A 16,409-nucleotide genomic window follows, 5' to 3' on the forward strand; every position below is an offset into this window, starting at 1 on the left:
TGGAGAGGCGCCAGCTTTGGTCTACGCTGCGTAGTATTCGGGCGTCCGGCTGGGGCTGCCCTTATTCATTGCGGCGATCAGGAAGGCGTGAACGTGGCGCAGAGTCGGATCCTTCGACGAGCAGGGCTCGCAGCATCTTTGGGCCTTGCTGCCATGCTGCTGTCGGGATGTTCGATCGACAATTCGGTGCTTCGGTTCGGATGGCCGTCGGGCATTACCCCGCAGGCTGAGCGGATGCGTGAACTGTGGACCTGGTCGGTCATCGCCGCCCTGTTCATGGGCGTGATTGTGTGGGGCCTGACCTTCTGGGTGGTCATCTTCCACCGGAAGAAGAAGGACTCTCCGGAGTTCCCCAGGCAGACGGCCTACAACGTCCCGCTGGAGCTCTTTTACACCGCGGTGCCGTTCGTCATCATCGCCGTGCTGTTCTACTTCACCGTGGTCGTGCAGAACTACGTCCACGAGAAGAAGGACGACCCGAACGTGGTGGTCGACGTGACCGCGTACCAGTGGAACTGGAAGTTCGGTTACCGCAGCATCGACCTGCGTGAGGGCGGTGCCAAGTACGACGGCGTCGACGTCGCAGCGCAGGCGTACGCCGAGGAGCCGGCAGGCGAGCAGGTGCTCCGCGGCGAAGAGGTTCCGCCGCCGAACGCGGGCAAGTCCGCGAACGACATCTCCTACCTGCGATTCGACAAGATCGAGACCGTCGGATCCAGCCAGGAGATCCCGATCCTCGTGCTGCCCACCGGCAAGCGCATCGAGTTCGTGCTCAACGCCGCGGACGTCATCCACGCGTTCTGGGTGCCGGAGTTCCTGTTCAAGCGCGACGTCATGCCGAACCCGGAGCAGAACCACTCCGACAACGTCTTCCAGATCAGCGAGATCACCAAGGAAGGCGCGTTCGTCGGCCGCTGCGCCGAGATGTGCGGCACGTACCACGCGATGATGAACTTCGAGGTCCGCGCGGTCAGCCCGGAGAAGTTCGCCGAGTACATCGAGCTGCGCAAGCCGCTCGACGAGGGTGGGCAGGCGCTGACCACCGCCGAGGCGCTCGCGAAGATCGGCGAGTCTCCGGTCGCCACGTCCACGCAGCCGTTCAACACGGAGCGGACGTACCGGCAGGCCACCACCGTCCTCGAGGGCGAATACCAGTAGCAGTGCCGACGGCACCCAGACCCATCAACCGCTGAAGGACTTGCTGAAATGAAGATCGAAGCCAAGCTCTTTGAGATCTTGACGGTGTTTTTCATCCTCGTCGCGATCGTCTACGGCGTCTTCACCGCCGCATCGCGTACCGGAGTCGAGTGGGCCGGCCTGACCGCGATCGTGCTGTCCGCCGGACTTACCCTGATCGTGGGCACGTACTTCCGGTTCGTGGCACGGCGACTCGACACCCGCCCCGAGGACTACGACGACGCCGAGATCTCGGACGGCGCGGGCGACCTGGGCTTCTTCAGCCCGGGAAGCTACTGGCCCGTCCTGCTCGCCTTCGCGGCGGCATTCACCGCGGTCGCGCTGGCCTTCTTCCAGCCGTGGCTGATCGCGGTCGGCGTGGCGCTGATCCTGGCCACCGCCGTGGGTCTGGTCTTCGAGTACCACGTCGGACCCGAGAAGCACTGAGCCGCATCACACCTGAGCACGGCGAGGGCGCCGAATCCCACACGGGGTTCGGCGCCCTCGCCGTTTAGGCTCGGCGATCCGCCCATTCGATTCGTCGTCGGGTTCCGTGTTGCCCGGGCTATGGTCGGACGGCAAGGCGCTGTCGGCGGTTCCGACGTGGGGCCGGCGGGCGTTCCGATGGGTGACGACGGAATGTGAGTGGCCATGGTGGATCGAGCGGGCGAGTACCGAGGGGTTCTTCCGATTCCGGACCGGCAGCACATCGGTCTGACGACCTACGACGCGAAGGATCCGGACACCGCGTTCCCGCCGATCGAGCCGCTGCTTCCGCCGGAGGGCGCACCGAACGTTCTCGTGATCCTGCTCGACGACGTGGGATACGGTGCCAGCAGCGCCTTCGGGGGACCGGCGCACACGCCGACCGCCGAACGCCTGCAGCGCGGCGGACTCACCTACACCCGGTTCCACACGACCGCGCTGTGCGCGCCGACCCGCGCCGCGCTGCTCAGCGGCCGTAACCACCATTCGGTCGGGATGGGCATGATCACCGAGACCGCGACCTCGGCGCCCGGCTCGTCCGGGCTCCGCCCCAACACCAAGGCCGCACTGCCGATGACCTTGAAACTCAACGGCTATTCCACCGCACAGTTCGGCAAGTGCCACGAGGTACCACCGTGGCAGACCTCGCCCGTCGGCCCGTTCGACGCCTGGCCGACCGGCGGTGGCGGATTCGAGCACTTCTACGGGTTCATCGGCGGCGAGAACAACCAGTACTACCCGGCGCTGTACGAGGGCGTCGCCCCTGTCGAGCCGGACAAGTCGCCCGAGGAGGGCTACCACCTCACCGAGGACCTGGCCGACCGGGCCATCGACTGGGTGCGCACCCAGAAGGCGCTCGCGCCCGACAAGCCGTTCTTCGTCTACTTCGCCCCCGGCGCCACTCACGCCCCGCATCACGTGCCCGCCGAGTGGGCCGACAAGTACGCGGGCCGGTTCGCGGGCGGCTGGGACGCCCAGCGTGAATCGATCCTCGATCGGCAGAAACAGCGCCAGGTCGTGCCCGATGACGCCGAACTGACCGCCCGTCCCGACGCGATCCCGGCATGGGACGACATGGACGAGGCACTCAAGCCGGTGCTGGAACGCCAGATGGAGGTGTATGCGGGCTTCCTCGAGCACACCGACTTCCACGTCGGCCGCGTCGTCGACGCGATCGACGCGATGGGGGCGCTCGAGAACACCCTGATCTACTACATCGTCGGCGACAACGGGGCCTCCGCCGAGGGAACGCTGAACGGGGCCTTCAACGAGATGGCGAACTTCAACGGCCTCGCCGCGATCGAGACCCCGGAGTTCATGGCGGAGGTCAAGGACAAGCTCGGCACAGTGGAGGCCTACAACCACTATTCGGTTGGCTGGGCCTGGGCGATGTGCTCACCCTTCCAGTGGACCAAGCAGGTCGCCTCGCACTGGGGCGGTACCCGCAACGGGACGATCGTGCACTGGCCGAACGGCATCACCGCCAAGGGCGAGATCCGTTCGCAGTTCACCCACGTCATCGACGTCGCGGCCACCGTGCTCGAGGCCGCCGGGCTGCCCGAGCCCACATTCGTCAACGGAGTGCAGCAGGCGCCGATCGAGGGCACCAGCATGCTGTACAGCTTCGACGACGCTTCCGCGCCGGAGCGGCACGACCTGCAGTACTTCGAGATGGCAGGCAATCGGGGCATCTACCACAAGGGCTGGAGCGCGGTCACCCGGCACAGCACCCCCTGGCTGCCGAACGAGGTACTGCCGGCGCTCGACGACGACGTGTGGGAACTCTACGACGGCACCACCGACTGGACCCAGGCCCACGACCTGGCCGCCGAGATGCCCGAGAAGCTCGCCGAGTTGCAGCGCCTGTGGCTGATCGAGGCCGTGAAGTACAACGTGCTGCCGATCGACGATCGCCGGTTCGAACGAATCAACCCGACCATCGCCGGTCGCCCCCAACTGATCTCGGGCAACACGCAGGTGCTGTTCCCGGGGATGAAGCGGCTCAGCGAGCACAGCGTCATCGACATCAAGAACCGATCCTTCTCGGTGACCGCCGCGGTCGAGACGCCGACGAACGTCGCCACCAACGGCGTGGTCATCGCGCAGGGCGGTCGCTTCGGCGGATGGGCGCTCTACGTGAAGAAGGGGCGAACCGCGTTCGTCTACAACCTGCTCGGCATGAGGGAGTTCACGATCGAGGCGACCGAGGACATCCCCGCGGGCAGTCACCAGATCCGCGCCGAGTTCGCATACGACGGGGGCGGCCTCGCGAAGGGCGGCGATGTCACCCTGTTTCACGATGGCCGCCCCGTCGGTACCGGGCGGGTGGAGCAGACGCAGCCGATGATCTTCTCCGCGGACGAGACGACGGACATCGGCGACGACTACGGGATGCCGGTCAGCGTCGGGTATCTGGGAGAGACCAGGTTCAACGGCCGCATCGACGTCGTGCAGATCGAGGTCGGCGACGACGACCACTCCCATCTCATCGACCCGGAGGAGGCCATCCGGGTCGCTACCTCCCGTCAGTGACGGAGGGCAGGCTCCGGTTTCCGCCGTTGCCGTTGCCGATCTGTTCGGCCGGGTACATCCACGTGGGACGAACCTCGGGGGCGGCAGCTGCGGTGGCCGCAGCCGCGGCGGTCGGTTGCGCCTGCGGTGCCGTCTCCCGCCCGTGCACCACCAGGGCGTAGGCGAGTGCCGCGAAGGCGGCGGTACTGACGACCGCCCGCACGATGTTCCAGGTGACCCAACGGGATTCGAACTGTTCGCGTACCACGTCGGGGTTCGCGATGACGTCGCCCGCCCGTGCGAGTTCGTCGTTGAGTGGCACGTTGACGGCGGCGGTGATGACGAGCATCGCGACATAGAAGACCAGCGCGGCGATGATCCAGGGGAGCGTGCCGCGTGCCGAACGCAGGTGCAGGAGCAGCGCCGCGACGGTGAGGACGAGCCCACCGAGGAAGCAGATCATGAACCAGCCGTTGAGGATTGCGACGTTGATCTTCTGCATCGCCGAGATGAAGGTCTGGTCGTCGGTGCGGCCCAGACCCGGCATCACCGCGTAGGCGAACGCGGCGAACAGTCCCGCCATCAGTCCGGCGGTGACACCGGCGCCGAGCAACGTGATCGTCTGGAGGAGTTTGGTGTTCATCACGGTCACCCCACGTTCCAGATGCCGGTGGCGGCAGCGGCGGAGGCGTACTCGGCGAAGTCGCGCGGCGCGCGGCCCAGTGCTCGCCGGACCCCGTCGCCCGGCTCCGCGTTCCGTCCGTCGAGGACGGTGGTGAACAGATACATCAGCAACTCGACGACGTCGGCCGGTACCTGCTCGGCGGCGAGTCCCTCGGCGAAGTCCTCGGCGGGCACCTGCACGTAGTCGATGGTCCGACCGGCGGCGGTGGCGATCGTGCCGACGGCCTCCGCGAAGGTGATCGCGCGGGGCCCGGTGAGCTCGTAGATCTCTCCGGTGTGCCCGTGCTGGGTGAGCGCGGCGAGGGCGACGTCCGCGATGTCCTCGACGTCGACGAACGGTTCGGGGATGTCCCCGGCCGGCAGGTACACCTGGCCGGCGAGGATCGGATCGAGCAGGTAGCCCTCGCTGAAGTTCTGGGCGAACCAGCTCGCCCGCAGGATCGTGGTGTCCGCGCCCGAATCCGTCAGTGCCTTCTCGCAGGCCTGCGCCTCGACCTCGCCCCGGCCCGACAGCAACACCAGGCGCTGCACACCGCGGTCCACCGCCAACTCGGAGAACGAGGCGATGGCCTCCACCGCGCCGGGGGCCGCCAGGTCCGGGTAGTAGGAGATGTACGCCGCCGTCATGCCCTCCAGTGCCGGCTCCCAGGTCGCGGTGTCCTCCCAGTCGAACGGGACCCCACCCGAGCGGGTGCCGATACGTACCGGCAGGTCGAGACCGGTCAACCGCTGCGCGACGCGGCGGCCGGTCTTGCCGGTGCCGCCGAGGACGAGGGTTGCGGGGTTCGGTGTGTGGCCGTTCATGGGGATCTCCTTGCCGCTCGAATGTTGTTGTCCCCATTACGATCGCTCAGGGGAAGGTCGCCAACAACGGCAGTTTGCGCAAGAATCGTTAACCTGTGGCTAAACAAAGGGGGTTGCCGCATGGAGCGGCGCGACATCGAGATCTTCCTGACCCTGGCCGAGGAGCTGCACTTCGGCCGCACGGCGGAGCGACTGCACGTCTCCACCGCCCGGGTCAGTCAGACCATCAAGGCGCTCGAGCGCCGCGTCGGCGCCCCGCTGTTCGAGCGGACCAGCCGCCGGGTGACACCCACCCCGATCGGCCGACGGCTCGAGGAGGACCTCAGGCCCGCGGACGAGCAGATCCGGGCGGCCATCGCCAGGGCGATCGCCGCCGGGCGGGGGCTCGACGGTGTGCTGCGGGTGGGATTCGTCGGGACCGCGCTCGGACAGTTCGTACTCGAGGTCGCGACCACCTTCCAGGAGCGGCACCCCGGGTGTCGGGTCCAGATCCGGGAGAGTCACTACAGCGACGGGGTCGGGCTGCTGTTGAGCGACGAGATCGACGGCCTGGTCGCGGCGGCCGATGTCGGGCACGTCCGGGAGCTCGAACAGAGCCCGGTGCTGCTGCGCGAGCAGACGTCACTCGCGGTCTCGGCCCGGCACCCGTTCGCGCGCCTGGAATCGGTGACGATCGAGGACCTCGCCCGGGCGAAGGTGTTGCGGCCCCGCGGAATTCCGGACGATCTCGACGAGGCCACGGTGCCGCGGAGCACGCCGAGCGGCAGGGTCATCGAACGCGGACCCGACTTCGGGACGGTTCAGGAGATGCTGGCGCTGGTCGGGGCCGGGCAGGGGGTGTTCCCGGTGCCCACCCACGCCAGTCGATACGACGCGCGCCCGGACGTGACGTACGTGCCGGTGGTCGACGGCACCGCCCTCGAGTGGCGACTGATCTGGCGGGCGGCGGGTCAGACGAGCCGGATCCGCGCCTTCGCGGAGGCGGCACAGGATTTCGTGGCGGCCAGGGGAAACCCACTGCTGGAGGGGTGAGCGGCGGCGTCGACCGTGCCTTGGGGGAGGGGAGCGGTGCGAGCGCCGGGCCACCGGAACGACGAAGGCCCCGAACCCAATGGGTTCGGGGCCTTCGCCTGGTTCTGACCGGGGTCAGTGGCCGCCGTCCGTGGACGGCTTCTCGCCGTCCGTGAGCGGCTTCTGGCCGTCGGCGTACGCGCCGTGACCGTGGGCCTTGTCCTGGTAATCCTTGAGGATCGCCATCTGGTCGTGCTCGTTCTTGTGCTCGGCCGCGAGCAGTGCCGCGGCCTCGTCGGCCGGATCCGCGACGAGCAGCGATCCGGAGCCGGGCTTGCCGGCCGAACCGAGCTTGTTCATCTTCTTCGGGATCGCGGCGCCCTGGTACTCCAGCGGGATCGGGTGGCCGTGGTCGTCCACGGGTCCGAGCGGCTGGTGGACCTCGACGTACTCACCGTGCGGCAGACGCTTGATCACGCCCGTCTCGATGCCGTGCTCGAGCACCTGGCGGTCGCTGCGCTGGAGGCCGAGGCAGAACCGGTAGGTGAAGAAGTACGCCAGCGGCGGCAGCACGATGATGCCGATGCGGCCCATCCACGTCGTCGCGTTGATCGAGATGTCGAACTTGTACGCGATGATGTCGTTGATGCACATGATCGTCAGGATGGCGTAGAACATCAGGGCCATCGCGCCGAGCGAGGTGCGCACCGGAACGTCACGCGGACGCTGCAGCAGGTTGTGGTGAGCGTCGTCCTTGGTGAACTTCTTCTCGATCCACGGGTATGCGATCAGCACCGTGAACACCAGGCCCATGATGAGCGCGACCGCGAACACCGCCGGGATCGTGTAGGTGCCCCACAGGTAGATCTCCCACGCCGGCCACAGACGCGCCATGCCGTCGGTCCACATCATGTAGATGTCGGGCTGGACGCCCGCGGACACCTGGGACGGGTTGTACGGGCCGAGGTTCCAGATCGGGTTGATCTGCAGCAGGCCACCCATCAGCGCGAGGATGCCGAAGGTGAAGGCGAAGAACGCGCCGCCCTTCATCGCGAAGACGGGGAGGATGCGGACGCCGACGACGTTCTGCTCCGTGCGGCCGGGGCCGGGGAACTGCGTGTGCTTCTGGTACCAGACCAGCGCCAGGTGCGCGCCGATCAGCGCCAGGATGATGCCCGGCAGCAGCAGCACGTGTGCCACGTACAGACGCGGGATGATCAGCTGACCGGGGAAGTCGCCGTCGAAGATCAGCCACTGCAGCCAGGTACCGACGACCGGGACACTCAGCGTGATGCCGGACAGGGCGGCGCGGAGGCCGGTGCCGGACAGCAGGTCATCGGGGAGCGAGTAGCCGAAGAAGCCCTCGAACATCGCCAGGATCAGCAGCAGGCAGCCGATGACCCAGTTCGCCTCACGCGGGCGACGGAACGCGCCGGTGAAGAAGATGCGCAGCAGGTGCACGATGATCGACGCGGCGAACATCAGCGCGGCCCAGTGGTGGATCTGCCGGACGAACAGGCCGCCGCGAACCTCGAACGAGATGTCGAGTGTCGTGGCGTACGCCCGCGACATCTCGACGCCGCGCAGCGGCTGGTAGGCGCCGTCGTAGACGACCTCCGCCATCGACGGATCGAAGAACAGCGTCAGGTAGACACCCGAGATCAGCAGGATCACGAAGCTGTAGAGCGCGATTTCGCCGAGCATGAAGGACCAATGGGTCGGGAAGACCTTGTTGATCTGCCTGCGCATGCCCGCGGCCAGGTGGTACCGAGAGTCCATGCCCTCGGCCGCCTTGGCGGCGTGAGCGGAGACCTTGGACTGGTTGTCTGTCACTGTCATGAAGGACGCTCCCAAAATCCCGGGCCGAGAGCTTCGACGAAGTCGCCGTTGGCGACCAGGAAGCCCTCTTCATTCACTGTAATCGGCAGCTGCGGCAGTGCGCGAGCAGCGGGACCGAAAATCGGCTTTCCGTACTGGAGAGCGTCGAACTGCGACTGGTGGCACGGGCACAGGATCCGGTTGGTCTGCTGCTCGTAGAGCGACGTCGGGCAGCCGAGGTGCGTGCACAGCTTGGAGTACGCGAAGTAGTCGCCGAAGTTGAAGCTCTCCTGGCCCTTGCGCTTGACGGCCTTGTTGGCATCCTCGGTCCGCAGGCGGATGAGCATGACCGGGTTGTCGGCGCGCTTGAGGGCGTGTGCCAGGGCGCGCTCGCTGCCGCGCTCGGACTCACGGAACGGGAAGACCGTCTCCATGGCGCCCGCGTCGAGATCCTCCGGGCGGACCAGGACGACGTCGTCGGTGCGACCGGTGTAGCGACGCAGGTAGATGGTCTCGCCGGGGAACGTCGGGGTCCAGCCCGAGGTCCACAGGTCGGACTTGTCGCCCTTTGCCCACGGGTTCTTGATCAGACCGCCGAGCGGCATGATCGCCATGATGCCGAGGGCGCCCGCACCGAAGCCGAGGCTGCGGGTGATCAGCTTGCGACGACCGATGGTCGAGGTGTCGAGCGTGTCGCTCAGTTCCGCGACGATCGTCTTGCGGTCCTGCTCCGGCGAGCCGCCGTCGTGGCGGTCCTGGATGGAGACCTCTTCGGGGATGAACTTCTTCGTGAACTGCACCGCGCCGATACCGACACCGAGGATCGCAAGACCCATGGTGAGGCCGATCAGCGGCGTGTACAGGTTGTACGCGTTGTAGCCCTCCTCGCCCATGCCCTTGTACTCCCAGGGCCAGAAGAGGTAGATCCCGATGAACGCGAGGGCAGAGATGCCGGCGATCGTGAACCAGATGGCCACGCTCCGCTCGGCACGCTTCTCCGCCTTGGTGTCCTTGACGGGCCACCGCTCGCGGCGGAATGCGATGTCGACGCCATCGAGGTTGGTACCGAGTTCGACGAGCTCGTCGCGACTCATCGCGGCGAGTTCTTCCTCGGTGTGCTTCTTAGGCGTATCGCCATGACCGGCGTCGCTCATGACTTTGCTCCGATCCAGAGTGCTGCGCCAACAACCGCAACGATTCCGATGGCCCACATGGCCATGCCCTCGGGGCCGGTGCCGAACCCGCCGAGGCCGTAGCCGCCGGGGTTCTTGGACTCGGTCGCGGACTTGACGTAGGCGATGATGTCCCGCTTCTCGTCCGGGCTCAGCTGCCGGTCGGAGAACTTGGGCATGTTCTGCGGACCGGTGGCCATCGCCTGCCAGATCTGCTGCTCGCTCGCCGGCTCCAGCGGCGGGGCGAACTTGCCGGAGGACAGCGCGCCGCCCTTACCGGTGAAGTTGTGGCACGAGGCGCAGTTCAGGCGGAACAGCTCGCTGCCGCGGGCCACATCGTCGCCGCGCAGCGACGACTGGGCGATCTCGCCGTTCTCGTCCCGGACCACGGTCGGACCGCCGCCGTTGGCCTGGATGTAGGCGCCGAGGGCGTCGGTCTGCTTGGTGTCGAACTTCGGCGGCTTGCGAAGGGCCTGGGCCTCGTTGCGCACCGCAGGCATGCGGCCGGAGGACACCTGGAAGTAGACGGCGGCCTCGCCGACGCCGATGAGGCTCGGTCCACGGTCCTGGACACCCTGCAGGTTCGCACCATGGCAGGTGATGCAGGACGTGTCGTAGAGCTGCTTACCCTCGCGGATCAGCGCTGCCGAATCGTCGGACGCGGTGGCCACCTGCGGAGTCGGCGTCAGCGCCGCGGCGAGGAAACCGGCACCGACAAGGCCCATCATCAGGACCATGGCGCCGGTGACGCGCCGCCGGAACTTTCGCTGCCGACGGGCTTTCGTGGCAGACGCGCTACCGGCGGCTGCTGAAGGGGGGGATGAACTCATCTGTATCCCTTTGGTCTCGCGGGACGGACTGAACGGGCTTGGGCTGTGAACTGCGTTCAGCTTCTTAACGGATGAAATAGATGGTGGCGAACAGGCCGATCCACACGATGTCGACGAAGTGCCAGTAGTACGAGACAACGATCGCAGCCGTTGCCTGTGCCGGGGTGAACTTGCTGACCTTGGTACGCGCGATCAGGAAGACGAAGGCGACCAGACCACCGATCACGTGCAGGCCGTGGAAGCCGGTCGTCATGTAGAAGACCGAGCCGTACGCGCTGCTCGAGAGCGTGGTGCCCTCGTGAACCAGGTGGTAGTACTCGTACGCCTGGCCGAGCACGAAGATCGTGCCCATGATGAGGGTGATCGTGTACCAGCGGCGCAGCCCGAAGACGTCACCACGCTCAGCGGCGAAGACGCCCATCTGGCAGGTGAAGGAAGAAGCCACCAGCACCGCGGTGACGGGCACCGCGAGGCCGAGGTTCAGCTCGGTGGGCTCCGGCGGCCAGTGTCCGTCCGCCTGCGCGCGCGCGACAAAGTACATCGCGAACAGGCCGGCGAAGAACATCAGCTCGCTGGACAGCCAGACAATGGTGCCGACGCTGACCATGTTCGGCCGGTTCAGCGAGTGCACGCGCTGGGTGATTGCGGATCCTTGGGTCCCTACTGCGCTCGTCACAGACAGAAGTATGACGCTTCGTCGTAAGCGAGTACTACCCGGGTCCGTTCTTGGCGCGTCGCGGCCTACGACCAGTATGCCGTGGTCTGTGATTGTGCAGGTAGTCGGGCATGCGAGGCTGGCGTCATGGAACGAGTGCGGTGGTGGCGCAAGCGGTTCGGGCGGCGTAAGGCGGTGCCGCTCGACGCGACGCGGACCGATCTTGTGGTGGTGGCGTCGAGCTTCGACGACGCGGAGGCATGCAGCCGGGCGCTGGAGCGGGCTGCGGGGTCGGAGCCTGGGTGGATCGAGGAGGCGGACGCCGTCCTGCGGCACCACCTGTGGGTGCCTGCGGATCAGGTGCACGGGGCGGTCGAGCTCGCGGGTCAGGACCGCTACACCGTCGCGGCGCCGGACGCGCCCGCGCCGCAGGAGGTCGACCCGGCGGGGGCGGAACCGGGGGCCGAGGAACTGGTGGCGTTGGTGCTGCAGCGGGTGCAGGTCCTCGACGCGCTGCACTGTTCGCAGGAGCGCTCCCGGATGGCGGGGTTGGCGCAGCGCGCGGGTGGTCGTGTCCTCGGATGGGATGCGCTGCAGCCGCCGCGGAATCCGGTTGCCCGTACTGACTAAGCTTCGTCTTCGATTGTGCTGACGGCGACGGGAAGAGGCGGTTGCGATGGGGAGTTGGCCAGAGGTGCTCGGTGCGCTGACGGACGGACGCGATCTCGATCCGGGGACCGCATCGTGGGCGATGGACGAGATCATGTCGGACAACGCCACCTCCGCGCAGATCGCGGCGTTCGGCATCGCACTGAAGATGAAGGGCCCGACCCCGTCCGAGGTGAGCGGCATCGCCGACGCGATGCTCGCGCATGCGCGCACGATCGATGTCGACGGTGACGCGGTGGATGTCGTCGGCACCGGCGGTGACCGGCAGCAGACCGTCAACATCTCCACGATGGCCTCGGTCGTGGTCGCCGCCGCGGGCATCCGGGTGGTCAAGCACGGAAACCGGGCCGCGTCCTCGAAGAGCGGCGGCGCCGACGTGCTCGAGGCGCTCGGAGTCCGGATCAACCTGAGCCCGGACGCCGTCGCGCGGTGCGTGCGCGAGGTGGGGATCGGGTTCTGCTTCGCGCCGACCTTTCATCCCGCGTTCCGGTTCACCGCTGGTCCGCGCAAGGAGATCGGCATCCCGACGGTGTTCAACGTGCTTGGGCCGCTGACCAACCCCGCGCGGCCGCGAGCCGGCCTGATCGGTTGTGCCTTCGCGGACCTGCAGCCCGTGGTGGCGGGGGTCCTGGCGCGCAGGGGCAGCAGCGCACTGGTGGTGCGTGGCGACGACGGACTCGACGAGATCACCACGTCGACCACGAGCACGGCGTATGTCGTGTCCGGTGGGCAGGTGCGCGAGGACAGCATCGACCCGACGGCGCTGGGGATCGAGCGGGTGCCGCTGTCGGCCCTGCGTGGCGGGGACGCCGAGGCGAACGCGGTGATCGCGCGGGCGGTGCTCGGCGGCGAGCGGGGTGCCGTGCACGACGCGGTGGTCCTGAACGCGGCGGGCGCGATCGCCGCCCACAGCGGTCTCTCGGGCGATCTCGACAGCGCCCTGCGTGCGGGCCTCGAGCGGGCCGTACGCGCGATCGACAGTGGCGACGCGGCTGCGCTGCTCGACCGCTGGGTCGCGGTCTCCACCGAACTGGCGGACTGACGCCCACCGGGTGCGGGAACCGCCGTCGGTCGAACCGAACGGCGGTGCCCGCCCCGGATCACTCGCCGATGGAGAAGGCGGCCTCGACGTCTGCGCTGGCGTAGGAGCGGAAGGCGATGTGGGTCGTCGTCTGCTCGACGCCGTCCACCTTGTTGATCGCGCCGGTGACCACCTCGGCGATCTGGGCGTGGTCTCGGACCTTCACGATGGCGATCAGGTCGACGTCGCCCGCGCACGAATAGACCTCGGACACCCCGGCGATGTCGGCCACCGCTTGCGCGGTCTCCGGGATCCGGTTCGCTTTGGCGTGAATGAGGACGATGGCGTTGATCATCTCGCTCCTTGGCTGCGGTGGCGTCCTATCTATAGGAAGGGCCGTGTGGGTCCTTGTCCATAGACGGGCGTCCGACTCTGTTCTTTCCCCTGTCACCCTAGGCGGTGCCTGCCGCCGCGGCGGCTCCCCGCGCCACCGCGCACCATTGCAGCCAGCCGCCACCGCCGCGCGCGGGTTCGGCGTATCCGTGGCTCGCGCGCACGATCCGGACCCCCGGCGTCTCGAGCCAGCCGGCGATGAGCCCGGCCTCGCCCGCCATCGCGCCCCGCAGCGGTGACGGCTCCTCGATCACGGTCTCGGCCGACAGGGTCAGTGCTTCGACGACCGGCATCGGAGGCACGCCGCGTTCGGCCACCCCTGCGGAGGCGAGCCTGCCTGCCCGGATCACCGCCAGCTCCCAGCCGCCGGAGGGCGAGGGGCGCGCGGCGACCAGTTCGTCGACGGCGGCGAGGCTCGCGAGGCGCTGAGCCCGGCGGAGCGCGAGCGCCAGGGCCGTGGTGCGGTCACGGAGCCGCGCGGCACTCTCGAACAGCTCGGCCGCGGCGAGTTCTTCGATCCGGGCACGGAGCCCGTGCAGCGGCGCATCGTCGGTTCCCCGGAAGAGCGCGTGCGCGGTGTCCGGTGCACGGCTGTACTCGGCCGCGCTCTGTGGCGTGCCCCCGGCGGGGCAACCGCCGACCGCACTGTCCGGACAGTCGGGCCCATGGGGCTGGTCATCGCGAATTCTCTTGGTGCACGTCCTGATTCGGCAGATGTCGGCGATCGTCGCGGCGACCTCCGCCGCGTCCGTGCGGGAACCGAACGGGCCGAGGGCGTCGGAGGTCGCGCTACGCGAGATCGCGAGCCGGGGGAACGGCTCGGCGGTCCGGGTGATCCACCACGCCCGGCGGGGGAACTTCGAGCGCCGGTTATAGGGAGGGGCGTGCGCGCCCAGCAGCCGGAGTTCGCGCACCGACGCCTCGAGGGCGTGCGCGCACTCGACGTGGTCCACCCTGGTGGCCAGCGCCACCATCTCCTTCATCCGTGCGCGGGTCTCTGATCCCGTGAAGTAGCCGCGCACCCGGCGCTGCAGGTTGACCGCGGTGCCGACGTAGAGCACTTCGTCGGACGGGCCGCGGAACAGGTAGACGCCCGGGGTGCGGGGGAGGTGCGCGGCGAGCCCGCGCTTGCCCCGCTGCGCGGCGGAGACGTTGGGGAGGTAGTCGACCAGTTCCGGGTAACTGTGTACGCCCAGGTTGCCGACCCGTTCGATGAGCCCGTGCAGCACCTCCACCGTCGCCCTGGCGTCGTCGAGGGCCCGGTGGGTGGGCTTGGTGCTGACGTCGAAGAGGGCGGCGAGGGCCGAGAGCTTCACCGAGGGCGCCTCGTCCCGACCGAGCACCCGGCGGGCCAGCTTGACGGTGCACAGCACCTGGAACGGTGGCCAGGGCAGCTCGCAGCGGGCAGTGGCGGCCTTGAGGAAGCCGATGTCGAAGGGCGCGTTGTGGGCCACCAGGACGGCGCCGCGTGCGAACTCGAGGAAGCTCGGGAGCACCCGCTCGATTCGCGGCGCCCCGATCAGCATGGCGGAGGTGATACCGGTCAGCTCGACGATGTACGGGGGCATCGAGCGGCCGGGATCGACGAGGGTGGACAGCTCGCCGATGATCTCGCCGCCACGGATCTTGACCGCACCGATCTCGGTGATCGCGTCCTCGCCGGGCGCGCTGCCGGTGGTCTCGAGGTCAACGACGACGAAGGTGGTGTCCCGCAGTGGGGTGTCGAGCTCGTCGAAGCTCAGCTGGGCGTTGGGCGGACTCTGCGGGCTCACCCGGCTGAGGCTAGGGGCGGCCACCGACAGGGCCCACCTGGCGCGGCCGTCGCGTGGTCCGTGTCGGACCGCGCCGCTAGTTTCCGTCTCAGAGGCCTGCGAAACGCCGCGAGGCCCCCGGCAGAGACGAGGATCACAGTGATTGTCGATTGCAACGACTGCGAGGTTCGCAATACCGCGTGCGGCGACTGTGTGGTGACGGTGCTGCTCGGTCCGCCCGGTGTCCGGCAGGGGGTGCGGGCCGTGGACTCTGCGGGGTCGGCCCGTATCAGTATTGAGCAGGACGAACGGGTCGCTCTTGACGTGCTCGCCGATGTCGGGCTGGTGCCGAGGCTTCGGTTGGTGCGTGCCGCGGACGCCACGCAGACCGGTCGGTCGTTATCTGTCCGTGACCCGGGAGTGGCCTAGCGCCCATTTATGGGCGATATGTCCGAATCGGCCGATTGGTCGGGCGTGTTGGGTCGACAGGGGCTCAACGCTTTCGTAATCTTCCTGAGACCTAGCGGAGTCTTGCCACACCATCCGGTGCGGCATCGCCAGGTACCGCCTAATCGATCACTCGTGAGAGCGATCGTGCCGGGAACCCAAGTTTCTCTGGGGTGAATCCCGTCGGAGCGCGAATGCGTGCCGCCGGGTAGGGCTGATCTTCCCAGCCCGAACCCGTCAGCTAACTCGGTCGGCGGATGAACGGAAGAAACGGAGTACCCCTTCTCGTGGCTTCATCCACTACCCAGCGTTCGGTGCGACGCATTGCTGTTGCCAGCGCGCTGACCTTCGGTGCCATCGCAGTCTCTGCCGGCCCGGCCCTCGCCGAGCCCGTCACGATCTCTGGCATCGGAACCTTCGACATCCCGGGTGTGCCTGCCCAGACCATTCAGGTCCCCGGCCTCCCGGCCCTGCCCGGTGCTCCCGGCGCGCCTGCCCCCGCGCCGCTGGTCTCCGCAGGTGACAAGGCCGTTCAGGCCGCCGCGAGCAAGATCGGTTCGCCCTACGTGTACGGCGCCTCGGGCCCGGACTCCTTCGACTGCTCGGGCCTCGTGCAGTGGGCCTTCAAGCAGGCGGGCATCAACCTGCCGCGCACCAGCTACGACCAGGCTTCGGCCGGTACGCCGGTCTCCACCTCCGCCCTCAAGCCGGGCGACGTGGTCTCCTTCTACGGTGGCTCGCACTCGGGCATCTACGCGGGCAACGGCGAGGTCATCCACGCCGCGACCTCCGGTACCCCCGTCAAGCGCGCACCGCTGTCGTCCATGCCGATGGACGGCGCCCGCCGCTACTGAGCGCCGCGCACGAACTCTCGTGGTGGGGGGGCCGGGGGGGAGGCTGGGGTCGGCGCCCCCACCGTGGAACTAGGGGGTGCTGTGGTTGTCCGGGGGCCCCGGGGGCGGGGGCAAAAATATCGGCGGT

15 protein-coding genes and 1 riboswitch are annotated in these 16,409 nt (G+C 68.1%); of the genes, 7 read left to right on the forward strand and 8 right to left on the reverse strand.

What is annotated here, in order from left to right:
* Positions 1-87 precede the first annotated feature (87 nt).
* The 3 genes from ctaC (at position 88) to ABIC28_RS23445 (ending at position 4,194) form a co-directional block, all read left to right on the forward strand.
* A complete protein-coding gene (gene ctaC / locus ABIC28_RS23435) occupies positions 88-1,158 on the forward strand; it encodes an aa3-type cytochrome oxidase subunit II (RefSeq protein ID WP_027500068.1) in 1,071 nt (356 codons plus the stop codon).
* Between the two features lie 48 nt (positions 1,159-1,206).
* Entirely contained in the window at positions 1,207-1,623 is a 417-nt protein-coding gene (locus ABIC28_RS23440) for a cytochrome c oxidase subunit 4 (protein WP_097212136.1), read from the forward strand.
* A gap of 204 nt (positions 1,624-1,827) precedes the next feature.
* Entirely contained in the window at positions 1,828-4,194 is a 2,367-nt protein-coding gene (locus ABIC28_RS23445) for an arylsulfatase (protein WP_209926645.1), read from the forward strand.
* Here the strand turns inward: ABIC28_RS23445 and ABIC28_RS23450 are convergent.
* Positions 4,178-4,816 (reverse strand): anthrone oxygenase family protein, encoded by a 639-nt coding sequence (locus ABIC28_RS23450; RefSeq protein ID WP_209926643.1) that lies wholly within the window; start codon positions 4,814-4,816, stop codon positions 4,178-4,180. The two genes, ABIC28_RS23445 and ABIC28_RS23450, sit on opposite strands and share 17 nt — an antisense overlap.
* A gap of 5 nt (positions 4,817-4,821) precedes the next feature.
* Positions 4,822-5,661: a Rossmann-fold NAD(P)-binding domain-containing protein gene (locus tag ABIC28_RS23455; RefSeq protein WP_097212138.1), complete on the reverse strand. Its 840-nt coding sequence runs from the start codon at positions 5,659-5,661 to the stop codon at positions 4,822-4,824.
* Positions 5,662-5,781: 120 nt separating this feature from the next.
* On the opposite strand from ABIC28_RS23455, the gene ABIC28_RS23460 reads away from it, so the two are divergent.
* A complete protein-coding gene (locus ABIC28_RS23460) occupies positions 5,782-6,693 on the forward strand; it encodes a LysR family transcriptional regulator (protein WP_097212139.1) in 912 nt (303 codons plus the stop codon).
* A 114-nt stretch (positions 6,694-6,807) separates the two neighbouring features.
* Here ABIC28_RS23460 and qcrB read toward each other — a convergent pair whose 3' ends face one another.
* From qcrB to ctaE, 4 genes are all read right to left on the reverse strand, one after another.
* Positions 6,808-8,511, reverse strand: a complete 1,704-nt coding sequence (gene qcrB / locus ABIC28_RS23465; RefSeq protein WP_097212140.1) for a cytochrome bc1 complex cytochrome b subunit — start codon at positions 8,509-8,511, stop codon at positions 6,808-6,810.
* Positions 8,508-9,644, reverse strand: coding sequence for a cytochrome bc1 complex Rieske iron-sulfur subunit (qcrA, locus tag ABIC28_RS23470; RefSeq protein ID WP_354581116.1), 1,137 nt, complete (start codon positions 9,642-9,644; stop codon positions 8,508-8,510). Before qcrA ends, qcrB begins: the two co-directional genes overlap by 4 nt.
* A complete protein-coding gene (qcrC, locus tag ABIC28_RS23475; protein WP_097212142.1) occupies positions 9,641-10,492 on the reverse strand; it encodes a cytochrome bc1 complex diheme cytochrome c subunit in 852 nt (283 codons plus the stop codon). The genes qcrA and qcrC overlap by 4 nt, the downstream gene beginning before the upstream one ends.
* 64 nt (positions 10,493-10,556) lie before the next feature.
* On the reverse strand, positions 10,557-11,168 hold the full coding sequence (ctaE, locus tag ABIC28_RS23480) for an aa3-type cytochrome oxidase subunit III (RefSeq protein ID WP_097212143.1): 612 nt from the start codon (positions 11,166-11,168) through the stop codon (positions 10,557-10,559).
* A 126-nt stretch (positions 11,169-11,294) separates the two neighbouring features.
* Here ctaE and ABIC28_RS23485 point away from each other — a divergent pair, with 126 nt between their 5' ends.
* Together ABIC28_RS23485 and trpD are read left to right on the forward strand one after the other, a co-directional pair.
* Positions 11,295-11,777: a hypothetical protein gene (locus tag ABIC28_RS23485; protein WP_097212144.1), complete on the forward strand. Its 483-nt coding sequence runs from the start codon at positions 11,295-11,297 to the stop codon at positions 11,775-11,777.
* Between the two features lie 46 nt (positions 11,778-11,823).
* Entirely contained in the window at positions 11,824-12,858 is a 1,035-nt protein-coding gene (trpD, locus tag ABIC28_RS23490) for an anthranilate phosphoribosyltransferase (RefSeq protein WP_097212145.1), read from the forward strand.
* Positions 12,859-12,916: 58 nt separating this feature from the next.
* On the opposite strand, the gene ABIC28_RS23495 is transcribed toward trpD, so the two are convergent.
* Positions 12,917-13,192 carry an Lrp/AsnC family transcriptional regulator gene (locus ABIC28_RS23495; RefSeq protein ID WP_077041953.1) on the reverse strand — a complete coding sequence of 92 codons (276 nt, stop codon included), beginning with the start codon at positions 13,190-13,192 and terminating at the stop codon, positions 12,917-12,919.
* Between the two features lie 97 nt (positions 13,193-13,289).
* Complete coding sequence (locus tag ABIC28_RS23500) at positions 13,290-15,002, reverse strand: DEDD exonuclease domain-containing protein (protein WP_179800570.1); 1,713 nt, start codon at positions 15,000-15,002, stop codon at positions 13,290-13,292.
* A gap of 534 nt (positions 15,003-15,536) precedes the next feature.
* Positions 15,537-15,700, forward strand: a riboswitch (cyclic di-AMP (ydaO/yuaA leader).
* 15 nt (positions 15,701-15,715) lie between these two features.
* Here ABIC28_RS23500 and ABIC28_RS23510 point away from each other — a divergent pair.
* Entirely contained in the window at positions 15,716-16,282 is a 567-nt protein-coding gene (locus tag ABIC28_RS23510) for an NlpC/P60 family protein (RefSeq protein ID WP_077041951.1), read from the forward strand.
* Positions 16,283-16,409: the final 127 nt, after the last annotated feature.

It is taken from the genome of Rhodococcus sp. PvR044, assembly GCF_040548995.1.
GTDB classification, from domain to species: Bacteria; Actinomycetota; Actinomycetes; order Mycobacteriales; family Mycobacteriaceae; genus Rhodococcus_G; species Rhodococcus_G oryzae.